Annotated in this window: 24 protein-coding genes; 3 read left to right on the top strand and 21 right to left on the bottom strand. The window is 72.6% G+C overall.

The window, feature by feature from the left end; genetic code table 11:
* Positions 1 to 12: 12 nt before the first annotated feature.
* From argJ to infC, 12 genes are all read right to left on the bottom strand, one after another.
* Positions 13 to 1,167, bottom strand: a complete 1,155-nt coding sequence (argJ, locus tag ITJ44_RS13355) for a bifunctional glutamate N-acetyltransferase/amino-acid acetyltransferase ArgJ (RefSeq protein ID WP_194636032.1) — start codon at positions 1,165 to 1,167, stop codon at positions 13 to 15.
* Positions 1,164 to 2,213, bottom strand: coding sequence for an N-acetyl-gamma-glutamyl-phosphate reductase (gene argC / locus ITJ44_RS13350; RefSeq protein ID WP_194636031.1), 1,050 nt, complete (start codon positions 2,211 to 2,213; stop codon positions 1,164 to 1,166). The genes argJ and argC overlap by 4 nt, the downstream gene beginning before the upstream one ends.
* 130 nt (positions 2,214 to 2,343) lie before the next feature.
* Positions 2,344 to 4,887: a phenylalanine--tRNA ligase subunit beta gene (pheT, locus tag ITJ44_RS13345; protein ID WP_194636030.1), complete on the bottom strand. Its 2,544-nt coding sequence runs from the start codon at positions 4,885 to 4,887 to the stop codon at positions 2,344 to 2,346.
* A gap of 2 nt (positions 4,888 to 4,889) precedes the next feature.
* Positions 4,890 to 5,927, bottom strand: a complete 1,038-nt coding sequence (pheS, locus tag ITJ44_RS13340) for a phenylalanine--tRNA ligase subunit alpha (protein ID WP_194636029.1) — start codon at positions 5,925 to 5,927, stop codon at positions 4,890 to 4,892.
* A gap of 62 nt (positions 5,928 to 5,989) precedes the next feature.
* On the bottom strand, positions 5,990 to 6,814 hold the full coding sequence (locus ITJ44_RS13335) for an amino acid ABC transporter permease (protein ID WP_194636028.1): 825 nt from the start codon (positions 6,812 to 6,814) through the stop codon (positions 5,990 to 5,992).
* On the bottom strand, positions 6,811 to 7,458 hold the full coding sequence (locus tag ITJ44_RS13330; RefSeq protein WP_194636027.1) for an amino acid ABC transporter permease: 648 nt from the start codon (positions 7,456 to 7,458) through the stop codon (positions 6,811 to 6,813). Before ITJ44_RS13330 ends, ITJ44_RS13335 begins: the two co-directional genes overlap by 4 nt.
* Before the next feature lie 117 nt (positions 7,459 to 7,575).
* Positions 7,576 to 8,499, bottom strand: coding sequence for a glutamate ABC transporter substrate-binding protein (locus ITJ44_RS13325; protein WP_194636026.1), 924 nt, complete (start codon positions 8,497 to 8,499; stop codon positions 7,576 to 7,578).
* A gap of 156 nt (positions 8,500 to 8,655) precedes the next feature.
* On the bottom strand, positions 8,656 to 9,444 hold the full coding sequence (locus ITJ44_RS13320; protein ID WP_370551701.1) for an amino acid ABC transporter ATP-binding protein: 789 nt from the start codon (positions 9,442 to 9,444) through the stop codon (positions 8,656 to 8,658).
* Between the two features lie 150 nt (positions 9,445 to 9,594).
* Positions 9,595 to 10,395, bottom strand: coding sequence for an RNA methyltransferase (locus ITJ44_RS13315; protein ID WP_194636025.1), 801 nt, complete (start codon positions 10,393 to 10,395; stop codon positions 9,595 to 9,597).
* Positions 10,396 to 10,457: 62 nt separating this feature from the next.
* On the bottom strand, positions 10,458 to 10,850 hold the full coding sequence (gene rplT, locus ITJ44_RS13310; RefSeq protein WP_012038696.1) for a 50S ribosomal protein L20: 393 nt from the start codon (positions 10,848 to 10,850) through the stop codon (positions 10,458 to 10,460).
* 46 nt (positions 10,851 to 10,896) lie between these two features.
* Positions 10,897 to 11,091: a 50S ribosomal protein L35 gene (gene rpmI / locus ITJ44_RS13305; RefSeq protein ID WP_012298616.1), complete on the bottom strand. Its 195-nt coding sequence runs from the start codon at positions 11,089 to 11,091 to the stop codon at positions 10,897 to 10,899.
* On the bottom strand, positions 11,084 to 11,677 hold the full coding sequence (gene infC / locus ITJ44_RS13300) for a translation initiation factor IF-3 (protein WP_015490649.1): 594 nt from the start codon (positions 11,675 to 11,677) through the stop codon (positions 11,084 to 11,086). Before infC ends, rpmI begins: the two co-directional genes overlap by 8 nt.
* 371 nt (positions 11,678 to 12,048) lie before the next feature.
* Between infC and ITJ44_RS13295 the strand changes: the two genes are divergently transcribed.
* A complete protein-coding gene (locus ITJ44_RS13295) occupies positions 12,049 to 12,498 on the top strand; it encodes a DUF1844 domain-containing protein (protein ID WP_194636024.1) in 450 nt (149 codons plus the stop codon).
* A gap of 59 nt (positions 12,499 to 12,557) precedes the next feature.
* Here the strand turns inward: ITJ44_RS13295 and ITJ44_RS13290 are convergent, their stop codons facing one another.
* From ITJ44_RS13290 to ITJ44_RS13270, 5 genes are all read right to left on the bottom strand, one after another.
* A complete protein-coding gene (locus ITJ44_RS13290; RefSeq protein ID WP_194636023.1) occupies positions 12,558 to 13,325 on the bottom strand; it encodes an SseB family protein in 768 nt (255 codons plus the stop codon).
* Positions 13,322 to 14,071, bottom strand: coding sequence for a bifunctional 1-(5-phosphoribosyl)-5-((5-phosphoribosylamino)methylideneamino)imidazole-4-carboxamide isomerase/phosphoribosylanthranilate isomerase PriA (gene priA / locus ITJ44_RS13285; RefSeq protein ID WP_194636022.1), 750 nt, complete (start codon positions 14,069 to 14,071; stop codon positions 13,322 to 13,324). Before priA ends, ITJ44_RS13290 begins: the two co-directional genes overlap by 4 nt.
* A 65-nt stretch (positions 14,072 to 14,136) precedes the next feature.
* Positions 14,137 to 14,778: an imidazole glycerol phosphate synthase subunit HisH gene (hisH, locus tag ITJ44_RS13280; protein ID WP_194636021.1), complete on the bottom strand. Its 642-nt coding sequence runs from the start codon at positions 14,776 to 14,778 to the stop codon at positions 14,137 to 14,139.
* The gene (gene hisB, locus ITJ44_RS13275; RefSeq protein WP_194636020.1) at positions 14,775 to 15,383 is read right to left on the bottom strand and encodes an imidazoleglycerol-phosphate dehydratase HisB; all 609 of its coding nucleotides are present in this window, start codon (positions 15,381 to 15,383) and stop codon (positions 14,775 to 14,777) included. The genes hisH and hisB overlap by 4 nt, the downstream gene beginning before the upstream one ends.
* A gap of 109 nt (positions 15,384 to 15,492) precedes the next feature.
* Positions 15,493 to 15,891 carry a hypothetical protein gene (locus ITJ44_RS13270; RefSeq protein WP_194636019.1) on the bottom strand — a complete coding sequence of 133 codons (399 nt, stop codon included), beginning with the start codon at positions 15,889 to 15,891 and terminating at the stop codon, positions 15,493 to 15,495.
* Positions 15,892 to 16,252: 361 nt separating this feature from the next.
* Between ITJ44_RS13270 and lexA the strand changes: the two genes are divergently transcribed.
* On the top strand, positions 16,253 to 16,933 hold the full coding sequence (gene lexA, locus ITJ44_RS13265) for a transcriptional repressor LexA (RefSeq protein ID WP_086521970.1): 681 nt from the start codon (positions 16,253 to 16,255) through the stop codon (positions 16,931 to 16,933).
* 84 nt (positions 16,934 to 17,017) lie between these two features.
* On the opposite strand, the gene hflX is transcribed toward lexA, so the two are convergent.
* Entirely contained in the window at positions 17,018 to 18,583 is a 1,566-nt protein-coding gene (hflX, locus tag ITJ44_RS13260) for a GTPase HflX (protein WP_194636018.1), read from the bottom strand.
* 40 nt (positions 18,584 to 18,623) lie between these two features.
* Between hflX and ITJ44_RS13255 the strand changes: the two genes are divergently transcribed.
* A complete protein-coding gene (locus ITJ44_RS13255; protein ID WP_194636017.1) occupies positions 18,624 to 19,241 on the top strand; it encodes a class I SAM-dependent methyltransferase in 618 nt (205 codons plus the stop codon).
* A 58-nt stretch (positions 19,242 to 19,299) separates the two neighbouring features.
* Here the strand turns inward: ITJ44_RS13255 and dapF are convergent, their stop codons facing one another.
* Genes dapF through miaB form a run of 3 tightly spaced genes read right to left on the bottom strand, consistent with a single transcriptional unit; the run spans position 19,300 to position 22,688 of the window.
* The gene (dapF, locus tag ITJ44_RS13250) at positions 19,300 to 20,178 is read right to left on the bottom strand and encodes a diaminopimelate epimerase (RefSeq protein WP_194636016.1); all 879 of its coding nucleotides are present in this window, start codon (positions 20,176 to 20,178) and stop codon (positions 19,300 to 19,302) included.
* Between the two features lie 9 nt (positions 20,179 to 20,187).
* Complete coding sequence (miaA, locus tag ITJ44_RS13245; RefSeq protein WP_194636015.1) at positions 20,188 to 21,111, bottom strand: tRNA (adenosine(37)-N6)-dimethylallyltransferase MiaA; 924 nt, start codon at positions 21,109 to 21,111, stop codon at positions 20,188 to 20,190.
* A complete protein-coding gene (gene miaB / locus ITJ44_RS13240) occupies positions 21,108 to 22,688 on the bottom strand; it encodes a tRNA (N6-isopentenyl adenosine(37)-C2)-methylthiotransferase MiaB (RefSeq protein WP_194636014.1) in 1,581 nt (526 codons plus the stop codon). The genes miaA and miaB overlap by 4 nt, the downstream gene beginning before the upstream one ends.
* Positions 22,689 to 22,729 lie beyond the last annotated feature (41 nt).

The raw sequence follows: 22,729 nt of genomic DNA, 5'->3' as shown, positions 1-22,729 counted from the left end.
CTGCGCCGCCCATCAGCTGGCGTACGCGCTGTTCTCGTGCACGTAGTCGTGCGTGAGGTCGTTGGTGAGGATGGTCGCCGTCGCCTCGCCCACGTGCAGGTCGATGAGCACGTGCACGGCGCGCGGGTGGAGGTCGACCAGGTCGCGGCTCTCGTGCGGCTCGCCCGCGCGGCACACCTGGACGCCGTTGATGGCGACGTCGATGCCGTAGGGGTCGAAGGCGGCGTCCGTGGTGCCGACGGCCGCGAGCACGCGGCCCCAGTTGGGGTCGTTGCCGAAGACGGCGGCCTTGAAGAGGTTGCTGCGGGCGACCGCGCGACCCACCTCGACGGCGTCGCCGTCGGACGCCGCGTGGACGACCTCGATGGCGATGTCGTGCGACGCGCCCTCGGCGTCGGCCTGGAGCTGCTCGGCGAGGTCGGCGCACACCGCGGTGAGCGCGGCCTGGAACTCGTCCGCGTCGGGCACGACGCCCGAGGCGGCGGAGGCCAGGAGCGTGACCTGGTCGTTGGTGGACATGCAGCCGTCGGAGTCGAGGCGGTCGAACGTGACGCGCGTGGACTCGCGGAGCGCAGCGTCGAGCGCGGCGGCGTCGAGGTCGGCGTCGGTGGTGATCACGACGAGCATGGTGGCGAGCCCCGGCGCGAGCATGCCCGCGCCCTTGGCCATGCCGCCGACGGTCCAGCCGGCGTCGGACGCGCGGACGGACTGCTTCGGCTTCGTGTCGGTGGTCATGATGGCGCGCGCCGCGTCGTCCCCGCCGCCCGTGCCGAGGGCCACGGCCACGCGGGCCACCCCGTCCTCGAGCTTGTCGAGCGGCAGCTGCTCGCCGATGAGGCCGGTGCTGCAGACGAGCACGTCGCCGCTCGAGACGTCGAGCGCGCGGCCGACCGCCTCGGCGGTGGCGTGCGTGACCTGGAACCCGCGGGATCCCGTGTAGCAGTTCGCCCCGCCCGAGTTGAGGACGACGGCGCTGACCCGGCCGTCGCCGATGGCCTGGCGCGACCAGAGGATGGGGTTGGCCTGGCAGCGGTTGCTGGTGAAGACCGCGGCGGCGGCCTGCGACGGGCCGGTGTTGCGGACGAGGGCGACGTCGAGCGCGCCAGTGGACTTGAGGCCGGCGGCGACCCCCGCGGCGACGAAGCCGCGCGCGGCGGTGACGCTCACGGGGCCACCCCGTTCACCGGGAGGCCCATGGCCTCGGGGAGGCCGAGCGCGATGTTGGCGGACTGGATCGCCGCGCCCGCCGTGCCCTTGACCAGGTTGTCGATGGCCGTGACCGTGACGACGCGGCCCGCTGCCTCGTCGATCGCGAGGCCCACGAGCGCGGTGTTCGAGCCCGTGACGTCGGACACGTTCGGGAACGAGCCCTCCGGCAGCAGGTGCACGAAGGGCTCGTCGGCGTAGGCGAGCTCCCACGCCGCCCGCACGTCGTGCGCGGAGAAGCCGGGGGCGATGCGCGCGGTGGCCGTGGCGAGGATCCCCCGGGCCATCGGCACGAGCACGGGCGTGAACGAGACGCTCACGTGCCCGCCGCCCGCCGTCTCGAGGTTCTGCCGGATCTCCGGCGTGTGGCGGTGGGTGCCCCCGACCGCGTAGGCGCTCGCGGAGCCGAGGATCTCGCTCGCCAGCAGGTTCGTGCGGAGCGATCGCCCCGCACCGGACGGGCCGACGGCCAGCACGGCGACGATGTCCTCCGGCTCGATGACGCCCGCGCGGATGCCGGGCTGCAGCCCGAGCGTGATGGCCGTGACGTTGCAGCCGGGCACCGCGATGCGCTTCACGCCCGACAGGCGCGTGCGCTGGGTCCCGCCCTCCTCCGCGTGCAGCAGCTCGGGCAGGCCGTAGGGCCAGGCGCCCGCGAAGTCGCCGCCGTAGAACGCGTCCCACGCGGCCTCGTCGACGAGCCGGTGGTCGGCACCGCAGTCGACCACGAGCGTCTGGTCGTCGAGCTCGGCCGTGATGGCGCCGGACTTCCCGTGCGGCAGCGCGAGGAAGACCACGTCGTGGCCGGCCAGCTGCTCTGCCGTCGTCTCGACGAAGGTGCGGTCGGCGTACGAGGTGAGGTGCGGGTGCACCTGACGCAGACGCTCGCCCGCGTTCTGGAAGGCGGTGAGCGTCTGGACCTCGAGGCGCGGGTGGTCGGCGAGCAGGCGGAGGAGCTCCCCGCCGGCATAGCCGCTCGCGCCCGCGACGGCGACTGAGAATGACATGCATCAAATCTAGTGCCGGTGCCGGAGGGGTCCCGCCGGGCGGGCACCCGCAGACGCACGCGCGGGCGGGCCCTCCCTGGGGAGGAGCCCGCCCACGCGGATGGCCGTGCCGCGACCGCCGCGGCGGTGCCTACTCCCGGAGCGCCGCGCCGAAGCGCTCGGCGGCCAGCCGCACGGATCCGTCGCGCGCCTCGCTCGCCTCGGCCGCGGTCAGCGTGCGGTCGGGCGCGCGGAAGCGGAGCGCGAACGTGAGCGAGCGGGTGCCGTCCGCGACGCCGGGACCGCGGTAGTCGTCCACCAGCCGAGCGGACTCGAGCAGCTCGCCGGCCCCCTCGATCACCGTGCGGAGGAGCTGACCCGCCGGCACCTCGAGCGGCACCACGAGGCTGAGGTCCTGCGTGGCGACGGGCATCGAGGTGAGCGTGCGCACCTCGACCGCGCCGCCCGCGAGCTCCACGAGCCGGTCGAGGTCGACCTCGGCGAGCGCCACGCGCTCGGGCAGGTCGAGCTCGGCGGCGAGCGCGGGCAGCAGCTCGCCGGCGAAGCCCACGATCACGGGACCGTCCGCGGTCACGGCCTCGACCGCTGCCGTGCGTCCCGGGTGCATCGCGATGTGGGCACCCTGCTCGAAGCGGATCTCCACGCCCACCGCGTGCGCGAGCTGCCGGACGGCGTCGAGCGCGTCGACGAGTCCCGCGCGCTGCGCCGGGGTGCCCGGCTGCTTCGGCACGGCGTCGCCGAGGATCAGCACGCCGACGTGGCGCGGCTGCGGTGGGATGCCCGCGTCGAGCGCCTGCAGGGCGTCCGGGTCGGGGCGCGCGGCGCCGGGCGGCATCTCGGGAGAGCCGTACGCGACGCCCGCGCGGGGCAGGAACACGGTGCCGGTCTCGAAGACCGCCAGGTCCGTGGATCCGCGCGACAGGTTGCGGCGGGCGATGTCGATGAGCCCCGGCAGCAGCGAGCGGCGGAGGTACGGGAACGCGACGTCGAGCGGGTTCGCGAGGCGCACCGCGGGGGCGTCGTCGCGGTCGGCCGCGCCGAAGCGCGCGTTCTGCGCCTCGGAGGCGAACGGCGATCCCATGACCTCGGTGAGCCCGCCCGCGGCGAGCGCGATCGAAGCCTGCCGACGGAGGCGCTGGGCGGCGGTCAGCCCGCGGCCGGGAGGCGCGACGGGCAGCACGGCCGGGATCCGGTCGTAGCCGACGATGCGCGCGACCTCCTCCACGAGGTCGGCGCGGTGGCGCAGGTCCGGGCGCCACGTCGGCGGCGTGACGACGAGCAGGCCGTCGCGCTCCTCGAGCGCGCAGCCCACGTCGACGAGCGCGTGGCGCACCTCGTCCGCCGTGTAGTCGACGCCCACGAGCGACGCCGGGTAGCCCCGGGGCAGCTCGATCGCCTCGCGCGGCGCCGTCGTGTCGAGGACGGAGCCGATGCCCTTCGCGTGGCCGCCGGCGAGCTCCTCGAGGAGCTGCACGGCGCGCGCCGCGGCGGCGGGGGCGATGCGGGGATCCACGCCCCGCTCGAAGCGCTTGGACGCCTCGCTCGGCAGCTTGTGCCGACGGGCGGTGCGCGCGATCGACACGGGGTCGAAGCCCGCCGCCTCGATCAGCACGCGGCTCGTGCCGGCGCCGATCTCGGTGGCCGCGCCGCCCATCACGCCCGCGAGCCCGACCGGGCCCGAGCCGTCGGCGATGACGAGGTCCTCGACGTGGAGCGCGCGCTCGCGCCCGTCGAGCGTGACGAGCGTCTCCCCATCGGCCGCGCGGCGGACGACGATGCCGCCCTGCAGCCGGTCGAGGTCGTACGCGTGCAGCGGCTGACCGAGCTCGAGCATGACGTGGTTGGTGATGTCGACCACGAGCGAGATCGACCGGACGCCCGCGAGGGTGAGCCGGGACACCATCCACGGCGGCGTCGGACGGGACACGTCGAGGCCGGAGACCACGCGCGTGACGAACACGTCCGCGCCGACACGGCCGCGGATCGGGGCGGCGTCGTCGACGCGCACGTCCACGCCCTGGACGGGCGCGTCGGCCGCGAGCAGCGCGAGCGCGTCGGCGGGGTCGGTGAACGCGGCGCCCGTGGCGTGCGCGTACTCCCGGGCGATGCCGCGGATGGAGAACGCGTAGCCGCGGTCGGGCGTGACGTTCACCTCCACCGCGCGGTCGTCGAGGTGCAGGAGCGCGAGCGCGTCCGTGCCGACCTCCGGGTCGAGGCCGAGCGAGGAGAGGACGAGGATCCCGTCGTGCTCCTCCCCGAGGCCGAGCTCCCGCGACGACGCGATCATGCCGTCGGACACGTGCCCGTAGGTCTTCCGCGCGCTGATGGGGAACGGGCCGGGGAGCACCGCGCCGGGCAGGCTCACCACGACCTTGTCGCCGACGCGGAAGTTGTGCGCTCCGCAGACGATGCCGCGCACGTCCTCGCCGCCGTCGGCCGCCGTGGCGCCCTCGGGCGCGACGCGGACGGAGCACCAGTTGATGGTCTTGCCGTTGGTCTGCGGCTCGGGGCTCGCCTCGAGCACCTGCCCGACGACGACGGGGCCGGAGATCGCGAACGCGTGCACGTCCTCCTCCTCGAGGCCCACCTTCACGAGGGAGGCGTGGACGTCCTCGGGGCTCACGCCCGCGGGGAGCTCGACGTGCTCGCCGAGCCAGCTGATCGGGATCCTCACGACTACACCACCATCCCGAACTGCGCGCCGAATCGGATGTCGCCCTCGACGATGTCGCGCATGTCGGAGAGGTCGTTGCGGAACATGAGGGTGCGCTCGGTGCCCATGCCGAACGCGAAGCCCTGGTACTCGTCGGGGTCGATGCCCGCGGAGCGCAGCACGTTCGGGTTCACCATGCCGCAGCCGCCCCACTCGATCCAGCGGGGTCCGCCCGCGGCGGCCGGGTGCCAGACGTCCATCTCGGCGCTCGGCTCGGTGAAGGGGAAGTAGTTGGGGCGCAGGCGGATGCGGGCGTCCTCGCCGAACATCGAGCGCGCGAAGTGCTCGAGCGTGCCGCGCAGGTGCGCCATGGTGAGGCCGCGGTCGATCGCGATCCCCTCGACCTGGCGGAACGCGGGCGTGTGCGTGGCGTCGAGCTCGTCGCTGCGGAACGTGCGGCCCTGGGCGATCGTGTACACGGGCAGCTCGTCCGCGAGCAGCGTGCGGATCTGCACGGGCGACGTGTGCGTGCGCAGCACCAGGTGGGCGTCGGTCGGATCCACGTAGAAGGAGTCCTGCATCGCGCGCGCCGGGTGGTCGGGCGGGAAGTTGAGCGCGTCGAAGTTGAACCACTCGCTCTCGAGCTCGGGGCCCTCGTTCACCTGCCAGCCCATCCCGACGAAGATGTCGGCGATGCGCTCCTCGAGCATGGTGAGCGGGTGGCGGGCGCCGGCGCGCCAGCGGCTCGGCAGCGCGGTGACGTCGACGGCCTCGGCGACGAGCCGCTCGGCGGCCTCCTGCTCCTGGATCTCCGCCTCGCGCGCCTGGAACGCCTGCGTGACGCGGGCGCGCGACTGGCCGACGAGCTTGCCGGCGTCCTTGCGCTGTTCGGGCGGCAGCGAGCGGAGCGATCCGTTCAGCCGGGCGAGCGGCGAGGCCTCGCCGATGTGGGCGGAGCGCGCCTCGGCGAGCGACGCGGAGCCGGTGGTCGCGGCGAGCGCGGCCATCGCCTGCTCCACGGCGGCGCCGACGGTCTCCTCGGAGATCTGGGGTTCGGACATGAGGCCCGAGTCTACCGATCGGGGGCGGCGCTCCCGGCCCGCGACCGGGCTCCGGGACGCGCCTACGCGCCCTGCGAGGTCCCCGCTGCGACGGTCTTCGCCACGCGCGGTCCGCGCTTCCGGGCGAGGCGCCGCGCGACGGTCGACACGGTGAGGTTGAGCACGAGGTACATGCCCACCATCACCACGAAGATCGGCAGCGAGTTGGCGCGGCTCGTGGCCTCGAGGATCAGCTCGCCCTGCTTGGTGAGGCCGACGAGGCTGACGATCGTGCCGAGCGCGGTGTCCTTGATGAGCACCACGAGCTGGGCGACGATGATCGGCAGCATCGTGCGGAACGCCTGCGGGAACTCCACGAGCAGCCGGTTCTGCAGCGGGCGCAGGCCGATCGCGAGACCGGCCTCGCGCTGTCCGCGCGGGAGGCCGAGGATCCCCGAGCGCAGCGCCTCGCCGATGATCGCGCCGTTGTAGAGCGCGAGCGCGGTGACGACCGACCAGTACGGGCCGATCGGGAAGATCAGGTAGATGAACAGCATCATCAGCAGCACGGGCATCCCGCGGAGGAACTCGAGCACGACGGTGACGGCATAGCGGATGACCCGGTGCTCGCTCATCCGGAGGAGCGCCAGCACCATGCCGAGGAGGACCGCGAGGACGGCGGCCACGGCAGCCGACTGCAGCACCACCCACAGGCCGCTGAGGAGCAGGCCCCACACGAGCGGGTCGTTGAGCACGAGCCAGCGCTCGGCGCTGAACTGCCCAGCCTCCTGGAGCTTGACCGCGGCGAAGGCGAGCACGGCCACGACAACGACGCCCGTGACGACGGAGAGGATGCGGGATCGACGGCGGGCCTTCGGGCCGGGCACGTCGTAGAGGACCTGGCTCATCGGGAGACCGCCACTCGCTTCTCGAGGTGGTCCGCCAGCTGGCCGAGCGGGACCGTGATGATGAGGTAGAAGAACGCGACGCCGACGAACACCCAGACGACCGCGTTCCCGTTGGCGTTCGCGACGTCGCGACCCACGTTGAACAGCTCGTAGATGAAGTACGCGCCCGCGATCGAGGTGTTCTTGGTCAGCGCGATGACCACGTTGATCAGCGGCGGGATGACCGTGCGGACGGCCTGGGGCAGGATGACCGACCCGAGCGTCTGCGAGAACGTCAGCCCGATGCTGCGCGCGGCCTCGGCCTGGCCGACCGGCACGCTGTTGATGCCGGAGCGGATCGCCTCGGCGAAGAACGGCGCCGTGTAGAGCGTGAGCGCGAGCACCGCGGCCGTCATGAACGGCAGCGCGCCCGAGATCGACGTGATCACGACGCTGAAGAAGGTGAAGACGAGCAGCAGCGGGGTGTTCCGCAGCAGCTCGACGTAGACCGTGGAGGTGGCGCGCAGGCTCGCCACCGGCGAGATCCTCATCGCGGCGATCACGATCCCCAGCGGGAGGGCGAACAGCACGGTGAGGCCGAGGAGGCGCAGCGTGCCGCCGAACCCCCGCAGGAACACGTCGAGATTGTCGAGGATCACATCCACGGCGCACCTCCTATGGTCGGCGCCCGGCGCGGCCGGGCGATGGTCGGATCCGGGCTCTTCGTGCCCGGACGAGGGAGGGTCCCGCGCGCGCGTCGGCGCACGCGGGACCCGGTGGGACTAGTAGCGGTCGATCGCCGGCGGCTGCGGCGTGTCGATGACCGTGCCGGCCGTCGCCTCGAACAGGCGCGCCCAGGTGCCGTCGTCGTAGGCCTCCTGCAGCGTGTCGTCGATGAAGGTGCGGAAGGCCACGTCGTCCTTGGCGACGCCGATGCCGTAGGGCTCCTCGGTGAAGGTCTCGCCGTCGCCGACGAGCTTGAACTCGCCCTCGTTCTGCGCGATGAAGCCCGAGAGGATCACGTTGTCGGTCGTGACCGCGGACACCTGGCCGTTGCGCAGCGGGTCGAGGCACTTGCTGTAGACGTCGGTCGGCACGACGACCGCGCCGTAGGTGGCCTCGATGTTCGCGGCAGGGGTGGATCCGGCGACGGAGCAGACCTGCTTGCCGCGGACGTCCTCGGGCGTGTTGATCGTGGTGTCGTCCGCGAGGACCATGAGCGCCTGGCCGGCGACGTAGTACGGTCCCGCGAAGCCCACGACCTCCTTGCGCTTGTCGTTGATCGTGTAGGTCGCGACGACCGCGTCGACCGAGCCGTTCTGGATGAAGGGCTCGCGGTTCGCGGACACCGTCTCCGTGAACGTGATGCCGTCGAACGGGATGCCCATCTTGCTGGCGACGAGCGCCGCGATGGCGACGTCGAAGCCGGCCGGCTTGCCGTCGAGGCCGGCGAGGCCGAAGAGCGGCTGGTCGAACTTCGTGCCGACCTTCATCTCGCCGGCGGCCGCGAGGCGCGCCATGGTGGTGCCCTCGTCGAACGTCGGGTTCTCCGCGAGCGCGAGCTTGTAGGGGCCGTCGCCGTTCTCGGGGGCGTTCGTGCCGGCGTCGATGCCGCTGTTCGACGCGCTGCCGGCGGCGCCGCAGCCCGTGAGGGCGACGACGACGATCGCGGCGGCCGCGGCGATGGTCAGTTTCCTGTTCTTCATGGTTCCCGTTTCTCTGCTGGTGAGGTGGATGACGGAGGCGATGGGGATCGCTCGTGGTGCGTGGTGCGGGTCGTGCCGTGGTGCGGCGCCCGGACGCGCCTGCCTCGGCGGCGTCCGGATGCGGGAGGGCGGGAGGGCGCGTGCCCCCCGCGCGCGTCAGTGGGCGAGGATCTTGGAGAGGAAGTCCTTCGCGCGGGGGCTCTGCGGGTCGTCGAAGAAGGCCTGCGGGGTGGTGTCCTCCTCGATGGCGCCGTCGGCCATGAAGATCACGCGGTCCGCGGCCTTGCGGGCGAAGCCCATCTCGTGGGTGACGACCATCATCGTCATGCCGTCCTTCGCGAGGCCGACCATCACGTCGAGGACCTCGGTGATCATCTCGGGGTCGAGCGCCGACGTGGGCTCGTCGAGGAGGATCAGCTTCGGGTCCATCGCCAGCGCGCGGGCGATCGCGACGCGCTGCTGCTGGCCGCCGGAGAGCTGGGCCGGCATCTTCTGCGCCTGGTTGGCCACGCCGACGCGGTCGAGGAGCTCCATCGCCCGCTTCTCCGCCTCGGCCTTGCCCTGCTTGCGCACCTTGATGGGCCCGAGCGTCACGTTCTCGAGCACGGTCTTGTGCGCGAAGAGGTTGAACGACTGGAACACCATGCCGACGTCGGCGCGGAGGCGCGCGAGCTCAGCGCCCTCGGACGGGAGGTCCTGGCCGTCGATCGTGATGGTGCCGTCGTCGATGGTCTCCAGCCGGTTGATCGCCCGGCACAGCGTCGACTTGCCGGATCCGCTGGGGCCGATGACGACGACGACCTCGCCGCGGTTCACCGTGGTCGAGATGTCCTTGAGGACGTGCAGGTCCCCGAAGTGCTTGTTCACGTGGGATACGACGACCAGGGGCTCGCCGACCGCTGCTGCGGCGGGCGAGGCGGGGTCCGTCGTCGGGCTCTGCTCCATGCGAACACCATATCCATGACGGTGTTTCGTCCGCGTTTCCGCGCGGCATCGTCACCCCATCGTGACGCGTAGGCCGCATTACCGCCGATCAGGGGCGGTCTCAGCGCCGGTCAGACAGCTGGCACCCGACAGGTGTCCGACGCCGGAGGATCAGGCGCGCTGCGCGAACGCGGACTCGTAGAGGCAGACGGATGCGGCCGTCGCCAGGTTCATGGACTCGGCCTGTCCGTAGATCGGCACGACGACGGCGCGGTCGGCGAGGGCGAGGTGCTCGTCCGGGAGACCGCGCGCCTCGTTGCCGAAGAGCCAGGCCGTGGGACCGGCGAGGCCGCCCGAGGTGCGCTCCGCGAGGAGGTCGTCGCCCTTCACGTCCGCGGCGAGGACCTGCAGCCCCGCCGCCTTCACGCGCTCGAGCACGGCGTCGAGCTCGGGCATGATCGCGACCGGCAGGTGGAAGAGCGAGCCCGTCGTCGCGCGGACGACCTTGGGGTTGTAGAGGTCGACGGAGCGTCCCGTGAGGATGACCGCGTCGGCGCCCGCGGCGTCGGCCGCGCGGATGATGGTGCCCGCGTTGCCGGGGTCGCGCACCTCCTCGAGGATCGCGATGAGGCGCGGCTCGTCGCCCAGGATCTGCTTGAGCGAGGTCGGGAACTGCCGGCAGACGCCCACGACGCCCTGCGGCGTGACCGTGTCGGCCATGGACGCGATCACGTCCTCGGTGACGAACTCGACCTCGACGTCCGCCTCGCGGACGGCGCGCGCCAGGTCCGGGTAGCGATCGAGGGCCGTGGGCGTCGCGAACAGCTCCTGGACGAGGTCCGGTCGGAAGGCGAGCGCCTCGGAGATGGCCTGCGGCCCCTCGAGGAGGAAGAGGCCCGTGTCGGCGCGCGCGTCCCGCTTCGCGAGCTTGGCGACGCCACGGACACGCGGGGAGCGGGGGTTGTCGAGCATGGCCCAACACTAACGGCGCGCCCCCGGATGGGGACGCGCCGTCGGCGGTGGGGCGGGATGCGCTACGCGTTCGCCGCGACCTTGGGGGCCGAGGTGTTCGCGGGCAGGGCGGCCTTGGCCGTCTGCACGAGCGACGCGAAGGTCGCGGGCTCGTGGACCGCGAGCTCCGCGAGGATGCGGCGGTCGACCTGGACGCCGGCGAGCGACAGGCCCTGGATGAGGCGGTTGTACGTCAGGCCGTTCGCGCGGGCGGCGGCGTTGATGCGCTGGATCCAGAGGCGGCGGAACTCGCCCTTCTTCGCACGGCGGTCGCGGTACGCGTAGACGAGGGAGTGGGTGACCTGCTCCTTGGCCTTGCGGTACAGGCGCGAGCGCTGCCCGCGGTAGCCAGCGGCGCGCTCGAGGATGACCCGACGCTTCTTGTGGGCGTTGACGGCCCTCTTGACTCTTGCCATTTCAGTGATTCCTATTCGAGTTCAGGTGTCGCGGACGACGAGGGGCCTAGCGGCCGAGGAGCTTCTTGGCGACCTTCATGTCGGCCTTGGCCAGGGGCTGGTCCTGGTTGAGTCGCGCCTTGCGCTTGGAGGACTTGACCTCGAGGTTGTGCCGCATGCCCGCCTGCTGCTTCATGATCTTGCCGCTGCCGGTGACCTTGAAACGCTTCTTGGCACCCGAGTGGGTCTTCTGCTTAGGCATTGTTCTCTTCTCTCGCTTCTCGTGCGCTCGCCTTGGTGGCGTCGCGCTTCGCGTTGGCCTCGGCCTTGGCCTCGGACTTGTTCTTGTGGGGTCCGATGACCATGACCATGTTGCGGCCGTCGATCGTGGGGGTGGACTCGACGCTGCCGAACTCGGCGACGTCCTCCGCGAACATCTTGAGCAGTCGCACGCCCTGGTCCGGACGCGACTGCTCGCGCCCGCGGAACAGGATCATGGCCTTGACCTTGTCGCCGTCCTGCAGGAAGCCCTCGGCGCGCTTGCGCTTGGTCTCGTAGTCGTGCTTGTCGATCTTCAGGCGGAAGCGCACCTCCTTGAGGATGGTGTTCGCCTGGTTGCGACGCGCTTCCTTGGCCTTCTGCGCGGCCTCGTACTTGAACTTGCCGTAGTCCATGATCTTCGCCACAGGGGGCTTGGAATTGGGCGCGACCTCCACGAGGTCGAGGTCGGCTTCCTGCGCGAGCCGGAGTGCGACGTCGATGGATACGACGCCGACCTGCTCGCCTGCTGGGCCAACGAGGCGAACCTCGGGAACTCGGATTCGATCGTTGGTACGGGGATCGCTGATGGACTGCTCCTCTTCGTGTCTTCGGGTGGCCCTGCGGCTGCGTGCCGCTCGGATTCGAGACGAGGAGAGTTCTTCACCAGGGTGCGACGGTACGTCGTACTCGGCAACACGCCCATTCCCCGCGTGTGCGGGGCTCCCGTCCTCCGGTCCCGGTGAGGGGCGCCGTGCGGACGGGGGAGCGAAATCGACCCGGTAACCTATGGAGGCGGTCAAGCGCGGGTGGGAGATCAATCCTCTTTCGAACCGGGACTGTGACAGCCCCGGAGCCGTCGATCAGCATAGCAGACGCCGACCCCGACCCGGAAGGGCGGGTGCCGATGGGCTCCGCGGTGGTCCTGCGCCGTCCGGCCGCCCCGAGCAGGAGGACAGACATGACCGACCCGACCCCCGATCCCGAGGCGACCGCGCCCGACGCGCACGTCCACCGCTTCGAGGAGCCCGCCGACGCGACCGGCGCCGCCGCGGGCGTCCCCGACGACGACACCGCCGACTTCGTGGCCGACCAGTACGCGCGGGACATCGCGGAGGTCTCGGCCGTCGAGGTCATCACGACGACGGCCGTGCACCTCATGAGCGCCGCCGCCGTCAAGTGCGGGCTCGCGGACGACCCGGCCACGCAGACCGACCTCGCCGAGGCGCGGAAGCTCATCATCTCGCTCGCGGGTCTCGTCACCGCCGCCTCCCCGGAGCTCGGCGACCAGCACGCGCGCAGCCTCCGCGACGGCCTGCGCTCCCTCCAGCTCGCCTTCCGCGAGGCGTCCCCGTACCCCGACGCCGTGGGCAAGGGACCGGGCGAGAAGTACACCGGGCCCGTCTCCTAGGCGGCCGTCGCTCCGGGACGGCGCCGGACAGCGCCTCCCGGAGGAGCCGAGACGGCAGCTCAGCGCGCGGAAGTGATGCGCAGGCCCATGCTGTCGACGCGATCGGCGAGGACCGCGCTCCGGGACCACTCCCCCTGCAACCGCGCGATCAGCGCATCCAACGCCGCGCGATCCAAGCCGTCGATGAGCTCGAGCGCGATCATCAGCTCGGGCCCCTCGAGGCGCGCCCGCGGATCACCCGGCGCGACGCTCAGGTCCACGACCGCGGGCTCGTCGGCGACGCTCGCCCGGAGAGCCCGGACGACCTCCGGATCCTCGGGGCTCGGGATCCACGGCAGCGACCGCGCGACCGCCCACACCGCCGGCCGGCGCAGCACGAACTCGGTGTCCGACATCGGGTCGACGACCACGAGGTCGGTCTCCTCGCTCGCCGCCGCCAGCGCGACGCGGACGGCATCGGCGGGGACGGGACGCGCCTTCGCGTTCCACCTGCCCATCGCCGCGACGGACGTGAAGACGGGCATGACGCTCCGGCCGTCGGGACCGGCGACGGTGATGATCGACAGCTCGGCGCTCTTGTCGGCCTTCAGGCCGTGCGCTCCCTCGCCCTCCTCGCCGAGGCGCGCCACGAGCGGGATCAGCAGGCGCGCGTCCCGGAGGGCCTCCACGACCGCAGCCGGCCCGACCTCGCCGCGCGCGTGCCGCGCGAGCGCCTCCGCGACGGCGGGCGGCGCGGAGCCGTCGTCGTCCGGGAACGGGGTCGGCTCGAACGAGCGGCCGGCCCAGGGGGTCCCGGCCGAGTCGGCGTGCGGGGTGGATCCGGTCATCGATCCCCGGCGACGTCGAGCGCCTCGCCGAGCGTGAAGGCGCCCGCGTAGAGGGCCTTGCCGACGATGGCGCCCTCGAGGCCGAGCGGCACGAGCTCGCGGAGCGCGGCGATGTCGTCGAGGCTCGAGACGCCACCCGAGGCGACGACGGGGCGCTCGGTGCGCTCCAGCACGTCGCGCAGCAGCTGGAGGTTCGGGCCCTGGAGCGTGCCGTCCTTGGTGACGTCGGTGACGACGTAGCGGGCGCACCCGGCGTCCTCGAGGCGCTCGAGCACCTCCCAGATGTCGCCGCCGTCCTGCGTCCAGCCGCGCGCGGAGAGCGTGCGCCCGCGGACGTCGAGCCCGACCGCCACGGCCTCGCCGTGCTGGGCGATGACGCTGGCGGCCCACTCGGGGTTCTCCAGCGCCGCCGTGCCGAGGTTGATCCGCGTCGCGCCGCTCTCGAGCGCCACGTCGAGCGACCGGTCGTCGCGGATGCCGCCGGACAGCTCGATCTGCACGCCGTCGATGGCGCGGATCACGCGGGAGATGACCGACAGGTTGTCGCCGCGGCCGAACGCGGCGTCGAGGTCGACGAGGTGCAGCCACTCCGCTCCCTGCTCCGCCCAGTCGCGGGCGGCGTCGACGGGGTCGCCGTACCCGGTCTCCGTGCCGGCGGCGCCCTGCGTGAGGCGGACGGCCTGGCCGCCCGCGACGTCGACGGCGGGCAGGAGGGTCAGACGGGGCGTGCGGGTGAACTCGCTCATGGGGGCCTTCCATCGATCGGGCGTGCGGGCGGTGCCGTCGGCGACGGCGGTGCGGGTGCGGAGCGTCAGGCGGCGCGGAGTGTCCCGAGCCAGTTCGCGAGCAGCCGGATCCCGGCCGCTCCCGACTTCTCGGGATGGAACTGCGTGGCGGAGAGCGGGCCGTTCTCGACGGCCGCGACGAACCGCTCGCCGTGGGTGGCCCATGTGACGCGAGGTGCCGGCAGCGGAGGGAGCGGATCGATGCCCCATGTCCGTGCGGCGTAGGAGTGCACGAAGTAGAAGCGCTCCTCCTCCAGCCCGGAGAACAGCGCGGACCCTTCGGGGACCTCGACCGTGTTCCACCCCATGTGCGGGAGCACCTCGGACCGCACGCGATCCACCGTGCCGGGCCACTCGCCCAGTCCCGCGACGTCGACGTCGCGCTCGACGCCGCGGTCGAACATGACCTGCATGCCGACGCAGATGCCGAGGACGGGACGACCTCCCGCCAGACGACGGTCGACGATGCGGTCGCCACCGGCCTTCCGCAGCGCGGTCATGACGGCCGAGAAGGCGCCGACTCCGGGGACGAGGAGGCCATCGGCCTCGTGCGCCCGCGTCGCGTCGCCCGTGAGCTCGACGTCCGCGCCCGCCAGCTCGAGCGCCTTGACGGCGGAGTGGACGTTGCCGCTGCCGTAGTCGAGGACGACGACGGAGGGCCGCGTCACAGCGCGCCCTTGGTGGACGGGATGCCGGACACCCGCGGGTCGAGCTCCTTGGCCTGGCGGAAGGCACGCGCGAAGGACTTGAACTCCGCCTCGGCGATGTGGTGGGGGTCGCGCCCGCCGAGCACGGTGACGTGCACCGTGAGGCCCGCGTGGAAGGTGATGGCCTCGAAGACGTGGCGGACCATGGATCCGGTGAAGTGCCCGCCGATGAGGTGCATCTCGAAGCCCGTCGGCTCGCCCGAGTGGACGAGGAACGGACGGCCCGAGATGTCGACGACCGACTGCACCAGCGCCTCGTCGAGCGGCACGAGCGCGTCGCCGAAGCGCGCGATGCCCGACTTGTCGCCGAGCGCCTCGCGAATGGCCTGGCCGAGGACGATCCCCACGTCCTCCACGGTGTGGTGCACGTCGATGTGCGTGTCGCCCGTGGCGGTGACCTTCAGGTCGGTGAGCGAGTGCTTCGCGAAGGCGGTGAGCATGTGGTCGTAGAACGGCACCGAGGTGGTGATCTCGGAGGCGCCGGTGCCGTCGAGGTCGAGCTGGAGGTCGATGCTGGACTCGCTGGTCTGCCGCGTGACGTGCGCGGTGCGCGCGAGGGTGGTCATGGGCTCCATGCTACCGATCGCATCCCGCCCACCGGCCGCGTTCCCGGCCGCCACCGGGAGCGCGGCCGTGGACAGCGCCCGCCCGAGACGGGCGACGCGACGCCGACGGTCAGTGCGCGTACTGCGCGGGGACGGCGAGCTGCTGGCCGGCCGCGACGTCCGACGAGGGCAGGCGGTTGAGGTCGACGACCGACGCGATGACGTCGCGCGGGTCGGCCGAGGGCGCGATCTCCTCGGCGAGGTCCCACAGGGACTGGCCGCTGGCGACGGTGACGTACTCGAAGGTGGTGCCCGATGCGTCCTTCGACGCGACGGCCGCGCCACCGTTGAGCGCGACGAGGCCCACGCCGAGCGCGAGCGGGACGGCGACAAGCGCGGTGAGGACGGCACGGCCTCGGCGCGTGATGCGCAGGCGCGTGCGCGGCGCGATGGCGAGCTCCGCGACGGGAGCTGCGGGGGTGGTGACGGCGGAGATGCTGACGGCGGGGGCGATTGCTGCGGTGTTCATGGTGACCTCTCGTGCGAGACGGTGGGGCGTCGAAGCGACGCGCTCAGCGGTGCAGTGCGATACGGCATGCGATGCGGGTCGGGCAGCTCGCACCCGGCTCTCGGCCGGGAGAGCCGGGTGCGAAGCTGTGTTCCGAACATACATTCGAAACGAGCCCCGCGCAAGCCCACATAGCCTCGATCCGGCCCTCCGACGCGCGACACGCTCGAACAGGTGTTTGTACGAGGTGCCTCGGCTGGATACAGTTTCGAGTGCCTGGTGTCCATTCCATCGGGCACCACCGACATCGCCCCCGCGAGGGCGTCGGCCCGCCGGGTCGCACGTGCCGCGGCGGCGTCGGCGACGAGAGGCGGGCCGTGGCATGACGGACGAGCGAGCGGCGGGAGGCGGCGCGACGAGGCGCCGCAAGAGCCTCAGCGACAAGCAGATCTCGATCCTGGAGTTCATCCAGCGCACCATCGCCGGCCAGGGCTATCCGCCGAGCATGCGCGAGATCGGCGATGCCGTGGGCCTCGCCTCGCTGTCGAGCGTGACCCACCAGCTCAACCAGCTCGAGCTCTCCGGCTACCTCCGGCGCGACCCGAACCGGCCGCGCGCCCTCGAGGTCCTCATCGACCTGCCGGGCACCGGCGCCGCGGAGAGCGGTGAGCCGTCGACCCCCGTGGGCGACGCCGCCATGGTGCCCATGGTCGGCCGCATCGCCGCCGGCATCCCCATCACCGCGGAGCAGATGGTGGAGGAGGTCTTCCCGCTCCCCCGCCAGCTCGTCGGCAAGGGCGACCTCTTCATGCTGCGGGTCGTCGGCGACTCGATGATCGACGCGGCCATCTGCGACGGCGACTGGGTGGTCGTCCGCCAGCAGAAGACCGCGGAGAACGGCGACATCGTCGCCGCCATGCTCGACGACGAGGCCACCGTCAAGGTGTTCCGCCAGCGCGACGGCCACACCTGGCTGCTCCCCCGCAACAGCGCGTTCGAGCCGATCCTCGGCGACTTCGCCGAGGTCGTCGGCAAGGTCGTGGCGGTCATGCGCTCCGTCTGATCCGCAGCGCACGACGCACGAGAGCGGCCGGTCCCGAGGGGGCCGGCCGCTCTCGTGAATGACGGCGCGCGGGCGCCGCGCGTGTCAGACCGCGGGGACCACCGAGTACGCCTGCACCTGCGCCTGCTGCTCGGCCGTCACGAGCGCACGCACGCGCGTGCCCGCCTCGACGTACGAGGTCTCGAGCACCTTGGCGCCGTCGTGCAGCATGGCGACGACCTCGCCGTGCTCGAACGGCACCAGGAGGTCGACCTCGATGGTCGGCTGCGGCAGCAGCTCCGCGATGCGGCGACGCAGCTCCGCGACGCCCTCGCCCGTGCGGGCGGAGACGAAGATGCCCTGGGGCGCGAGGCCGCGCAGGACGACCCGGTCGCCGTCGGAGGCGAGGTCGCTCTTGTTGAACACGACGATCTCGGGGATGGACGAGGCGTCCACCTCCGCGATGACCTCGTGCACGGTCGCGAGCTGCGCCGCGGGATCCGGGTGCGACGCGTCGACGACGTGCACGAGCACGTCGGAGTCGGCGAGCTCCTCCAGGGTCGAGCGGAATGCCTCGACCAGCTGGTGCGGCAGGTTCCGCACGAAGCCGACCGTGTCCGCGAGCGTGTAGAGCTGACCCTGGTCCGTCTCGGTCTTCCGCACGGTCGCGTCGAGGGTCGCGAACAGCGCGTTCTCCACGAGCACGCCCGCCTTCGTCACCCGGTTGAGGAGCGACGACTTGCCGGCGTTCGTGTACCCGACGATCGCGACCGAGGGCACCTGGTTCCGGTCGCGGTTGGCGCGCTTGGTGTCCCGCGCCGGCTTCATCGCCGCGATCTGCTTGCGGAGCCGCGCCATGCGCGTGTTGATGCGCCGGCGGTCGAGCTCGATCTTCGTCTCACCCGGACCGCGCGATCCCATGCCCGCGCCCGCGCCGCCGACCTGGCCACCGGCCTGGCGGGACATCGAGTCGCCCCATCCGCGGAGACGCGGGAGGAGGTACTGCAGCTGCGCGAGCTCGACCTGGGCCTTGCCCTCGCGGCTCTTGGCGTGCTGGCTGAAGATGTCGAGGATCACCGCGGTCCGGTCGATGACCTTGACCTTCACCACGTCCTCCAGCGCGCGCCGCTGGCTCGGGGCGAGCTCCGTGTCGGCGATGACGGTGTCGGCGCCGACCGCCGCCACGAGCGCGCGCAGCTCCTCGGCCTTGCCGCGGCCGAAGTAGGTGCTGGGATCCGGTGTGGGACGACGCTGCAGGAGGCCGTCGAGCACGACGGCGCCCGCGGTCTCGGCGAGGGCCGCGAGCTCCCGCATGCTGTTCTCGGCATCGTCGACGGAGCCCTGCGAGTACACGCCGATCAGCACGACGTTCTCGAGGCGCAGCTGCCGGTACTCGACCTCGGTGACGTCCTCGAGCTCGGTGGAGAGGCCGGGGACGCGACGGAGCGCCTGCCGGTCGGCGCGCTCGCTCTGGTCCCCGTCCGACCCCTGCTCCGTGTCCGGGTTCGCGGACAGGGCCTGGGCGCCGGATCCGCGGAAGAGGGCGTAGCCGGCCGAGCGGTTCTCCGCCCGCCCGAGGACGCGCGCGACGACGTCGTCCCGGTCGGTGTTCTCGGTGGACGTCGTCGTCGTGTCCGCGGGCTCGTGGTCGTGCTCGTCGTGCGTTGTCATGTGCTCCCATCGTAGCGCGGGCGTCCGGTATCGTCCCCGTATGGCCGACGCGCACTACTTCTCCTCGTCGCCGGCCGGCCCCCTGCGCACACGCACCATCACGGTGGAGCTCGGCGGTCGCACGGTGGACGTCGAGACCGCCGGTGGCGTCTTCAGCCCCGAGCACGTCGACCAGGGCACCCTCGTGCTGCTGCGCACCGTCCCGCGGCCCCCCGCCGAGGGCCATCTGCTGGACGTGGGCTGCGGCTGGGGGCCCGTCGCGCTCGACCTGGCGATGCGCTCGCCGTCGGCCACCGTGTGGGCCGTCGACGTGAACGAGCGGGCGCTCGACCTGACCCGGGCGAACGCCCGGACCCTCGGCCTCGCGAACATCAACGCCGTGCTCCCCGAGGACGTCCCCGCGGGCCTCACGTTCAGCACCGTGTGGTCGAACCCGCCCATCCGCGTGGGCAAGGAGGCGCTGCACGGCATCCTGCTCGACTGGATGCCCCGGCTCTCGCCCGACGCCGACGCCTGGCTCGTCGTGCAGCGCAACCTCGGATCCGACTCGCTGCAGCGCTGGCTGGTCGACGCGCTGCCCGCGGGCCTCGAGACGACGCGCGCAGCCTCCGACAAGGGCTTCCGGGTCCTGCGGGTGCACCGCGCCGTGGAGTCCTAGGCCGGCTCGCCGCCACGTCCGCGAGCGGGCGGTGCGCCCGTGGGACGGGACGACGCGATCAGGCCAGCGCGACGACCCCGTCGAACACCAGCTCCGCGGGACCGGAGAGGCCCACGTGCTCGCCGTCCTCCGTCGGGAACATCCGCACGCCCAGCGCTCCCCCGGGCAGCTGCACGCGCCACTGGTGCGGAGCGGCGGAACCCGCCCAGTGCCGCGTCGCGAGCGCGGCGGCCGCGGCGCCCGTGCCGCAGCTCAGCGTCTCGCCGCTGCCGCGCTCGTGGACGCGCATCGTGATGTGACCCACGCCGTCCACGACGAGCGGATCCGCGGGGACCACGAGCTCGACGTTCGCGCCGTCGGCGGGCTCCGGATCCAGGTGCGGCACGAAGGCGAGGTCGGCCTCCGCGAGCTCGTCCTCGCTCGACAGCGCGACCACCACGTGCGGGTTGCCGACGTCGATGCCGAGCCCCGGACGCGCGACCTGGAGGTCCTTGGCGCGGACGAGCGGCTCGCCGCCCGCGAGCGACCAGCGGCCGAGGTCGACCTGGAAACCCGATCCGCTGCGCTGCACCTCGCGCACGCCGGCCCGCGTGCCGATGGGCACCGTGCGACCCGCGGGCAGCTCGATCAGGCCGTTCTCGATGAGGAAGAGCGTGAAGACGCGGATCCCGTTGCCGCACATCTCGGCGAGGCTGCCGTCGACGTTGCGGTAGTCCATGAACCACTCGGCGTCGGGGTCCTCGTCGAGGGCGGCGCGTCCCTCGGGGATGCGGCTGGAGAGCACCGCGCGGATCGTCCCGTCGGCGCCGATGCCGAAGTGCCGGTCGCAGAGCGCCTGCACCTGCGTGTCGGTCAGGTCGATCTCGCCCGCGGGATCCGCGAACAGCACGAAGTCGTTGCCCGTGCCCTGGCCCTTGGTGAACTGCAGGTCTGCCATCCCGCCAGCCTACGGGCGCGCCGCCGGGAGGGCGTCGAGCGCGTGCTCGAGCAGGCGGTCGTCGCGCGCGTCGAGCCGCACGGCGTCGGCGTAGCGGCCGAACCACGACACCTGCCGCCGCGCGTAGCGACGGGTGAGCGCGCGGGTCTCCTCCACCGCCTGCTCCTGGGTGAGCTCGCCCGCGAGCTGCCGGGCCGCCTGCGCATAGCCGATGGCACGCGAGGCCGTGACCCCGTCGGCGAGTCCGGCCGGCAGGAGACCCGCCACCTCGTCCACCAGGCCGTCCGCCCACATCCCGGACACGCGGGCGTCGAGCCGCGGAACGAGCTCCTCGCGCGGCAGCGTGAGCGTGAGGATCCGCGCCGGATGCCAGGGCCGCGGTTCCGCCGACGCCCGCTCGGGCTGAGGACCCGTGATCTCCACGACCTCCAGCGCGCGCACCAGGCGACGCCCGTTGTGGGCGCCGATCCGCTGGGCAGCAGCAGGATCGACCTCGCGGAGCCGTCGGTGGAGCATGCCGGGCCCGGTCGCCGCGAGCTCCTGCTCCAGCCGCTGTCGGATCTCGGGGTCGGTCCCGGGGAAGTCGTAGTCGAAGAGCACCGACGAGACGTAGAGCCCGGATCCGCCCACGAGGACGGGGACGGCCTCGCGCCCGAGGATGTCGCCGATGACCCGCCGCGCCTCCTCCTGGTACGCGGCGACGGTGGCCTCCGCGGTCACGTCGAGGACGTCGAGCATGTGGTGCGGCACACCGCGACGCTGGGCCTCGGGGAGCTTCGCCGTGCCGATGTCCATGCCCCGGTAGAGCTGCATCGCGTCGGCGTTCACGATCTCCGCCGCGCGGCCCTCCGCCCGCAGCCGGTCCGCGATGTCGAGGGACAGCGCGGACTTGCCGGTGCCGGTGGCACCGACGACCGCGACGACCGGGATCACGCGCGGTGGCGCGGGTGCGCGGACCCGTCGGCCGCAGCCGCGGGCACGCGCAGCGAGGGCAGCCCGAGCGAGACGCGGGGCGCCCCGCCGTGGCTCGTCCCCGCGCCCGCCGTCGGGGCCGGCACGCCGCAGGAGTCGGCCTGCGCGCGCTCCCATGCGTCACCCGCCCGGGTGCGGCGGATGCGGAGCGGGGCACCGTCCGCGGAGTCCGCGATGAGGTGGAACGGCGCCGCGCGGCTGATCTGGACCTCGACGGCGTCTCCGGGGCGCGGCTCGCCGCTGCCCGGGGGCACCTCCAGGTGGACGAGGCGCCCGTCCTCGGCGCGCCCCGTGACCCGACTCGTGTCGCCGTCCTTCCGGCCCTCGTGCGCGCTCACGAGGACCTCGACCGTCCGTCCGACCACGCGCTGGTTCTCCTCGTGGCTGATGCGCTCCTGCAGCGCGATGAGCCGCCCGTAGCGCTCCTTCACGACGTCGGCGGGCACCTGCTCCTCCATCGTGGCGGCCGGGGTGCCCGGACGGATCGAGTACTGGAACGTGAAGGCTGAGGAGAAGCGGGCCGCCTCGACGACGCGCAGGGTCTCCTGGAAGTCCTCCTCCGTCTCCCCGGGGAAGCCCACGATGATGTCGGTCGTGATCGCGGCGTCCGGGATGCGCGTGCGCACCCGGTCGAGGATCCCGAGGAAGCGCTCGGAACGGTACGACCGGCGCATGGCCTTGAGGATCCGGTCGGATCCCGACTGCAGCGGCATGTGCAGCTGCGGCATGACCGCCGGCGTCTCGGCCATCGCATCGATGACGTCGTCGGTGAATGCGGCCGGGTGGGGGCTCGTGAAGCGGATGCGCTCCAGCCCCTCGATGGCGCCCGCCGCACGCAGCAGCTTGCCGAACGCCTGCCGGTCGCCGAACTCGACGCCGTAGGAGTTGACGTTCTGGCCGAGCAGCGTGACCTCGACCGCCCCGTCGTCGACGAGCGCCTGGATCTCGGCGAGGATGTCGCCCGGCCGCCTGTCCTTCTCCGTGCCTCGGAGTGCCGGCACGATGCAGAACGTGCAGGTGTTGTTGCACCCGACGGAGATCGACACCCAGCCGCTCGCGATCTCGTCGCGCTTCGTGGGCAGCGTCGAGGGGAACGTCTCGAGGCTCTCCAGGATCTCGAGCTGCGCCTCCCCGTTGTGCCGTGCGCGCTCGAGCAGGGTCGGCAGCGCGCCCATGTTGTGGGTGCCGAAGACGACGTCGACCCACGGAGCCCTCTCGAGCACGGTCGCCCGGTCCTTCTGCGCGAGGCATCCGCCGACGGCGATCTGCATCCCCTCGTGCCGGCGCTTGACCCCGGCGAGGTGGCCGAGGTTGCCGTAGAGCTTGTTGTCCGCGTTCTCGCGCACCGCGCAGGTGTTGATGACGACGATGTCGGCCTCGGCGCCGTCGGCCGACACGTAGCCGGCGGCTTCGAGCGATCCGGTGAGCCGCTCCGAGTCGTGGACGTTCATCTGGCAGCCGTAGGTGCGGACCTCGTACGTGCGGGGCCGGTCGGCTGCGGGCGGGGCGACGCGGACGTGCTCGGCGACGGTGCTCATGATGACTCGATCCTACGTGCGGAGACGCCTCGCGCTGCCGG

Origin of the sequence: Clavibacter sp. VKM Ac-2873, assembly GCF_015351075.1 — a bacterium.
Classification (GTDB): domain Bacteria; phylum Actinomycetota; class Actinomycetes; order Actinomycetales; family Microbacteriaceae; genus Clavibacter.
This window is presented reverse-complemented; position numbering and strand designations above follow the sequence as displayed.

Excerpts from the sequence above, each read along its gene's own strand:
- hisB (WP_194636020.1), bottom strand. The coding sequence starts at position 15,383 with ATGACCACCCTCGCGCGCACCGCGCACGTCACGCGGCAGACCAGCGAG.
- hflX (WP_194636018.1), bottom strand. The coding sequence starts at position 18,583 with ATGACAACGCACGACGAGCACGACCACGAGCCCGCGGACACGACGACG.
- rpmI (WP_012298616.1), bottom strand. The coding sequence starts at position 11,091 with ATGCCTAAGCAGAAGACCCACTCGGGTGCCAAGAAGCGTTTCAAGGTC.
- argC (WP_194636031.1), bottom strand. The coding sequence starts at position 2,213 with ATGTCATTCTCAGTCGCCGTCGCGGGCGCGAGCGGCTATGCCGGCGGG.
- ITJ44_RS13320 (WP_370551701.1), bottom strand. The coding sequence starts at position 9,444 with ATGGAGCAGAGCCCGACGACGGACCCCGCCTCGCCCGCCGCAGCAGCG.
- ITJ44_RS13315 (WP_194636025.1), bottom strand. The coding sequence starts at position 10,395 with ATGCTCGACAACCCCCGCTCCCCGCGTGTCCGTGGCGTCGCCAAGCTC.
- ITJ44_RS13295 (WP_194636024.1), top strand. The coding sequence starts at position 12,049 with ATGACCGACCCGACCCCCGATCCCGAGGCGACCGCGCCCGACGCGCAC.
- ITJ44_RS13325 (WP_194636026.1), bottom strand. The coding sequence starts at position 8,499 with ATGAAGAACAGGAAACTGACCATCGCCGCGGCCGCCGCGATCGTCGTC.
- rplT (WP_012038696.1), bottom strand. The coding sequence starts at position 10,850 with ATGGCAAGAGTCAAGAGGGCCGTCAACGCCCACAAGAAGCGTCGGGTC.
- ITJ44_RS13255 (WP_194636017.1), top strand. The coding sequence starts at position 18,624 with ATGGCCGACGCGCACTACTTCTCCTCGTCGCCGGCCGGCCCCCTGCGC.
- priA (WP_194636022.1), bottom strand. The coding sequence starts at position 14,071 with ATGAGCGAGTTCACCCGCACGCCCCGTCTGACCCTCCTGCCCGCCGTC.
- ITJ44_RS13290 (WP_194636023.1), bottom strand. The coding sequence starts at position 13,325 with ATGACCGGATCCACCCCGCACGCCGACTCGGCCGGGACCCCCTGGGCC.
- lexA (WP_086521970.1), top strand. The coding sequence starts at position 16,253 with ATGACGGACGAGCGAGCGGCGGGAGGCGGCGCGACGAGGCGCCGCAAG.
- miaB (WP_194636014.1), bottom strand. The coding sequence starts at position 22,688 with ATGAGCACCGTCGCCGAGCACGTCCGCGTCGCCCCGCCCGCAGCCGAC.
- ITJ44_RS13270 (WP_194636019.1), bottom strand. The coding sequence starts at position 15,891 with ATGAACACCGCAGCAATCGCCCCCGCCGTCAGCATCTCCGCCGTCACC.
- ITJ44_RS13335 (WP_194636028.1), bottom strand. The coding sequence starts at position 6,814 with ATGAGCCAGGTCCTCTACGACGTGCCCGGCCCGAAGGCCCGCCGTCGA.
- pheS (WP_194636029.1), bottom strand. The coding sequence starts at position 5,927 with ATGTCCGAACCCCAGATCTCCGAGGAGACCGTCGGCGCCGCCGTGGAG.
- dapF (WP_194636016.1), bottom strand. The coding sequence starts at position 20,178 with ATGGCAGACCTGCAGTTCACCAAGGGCCAGGGCACGGGCAACGACTTC.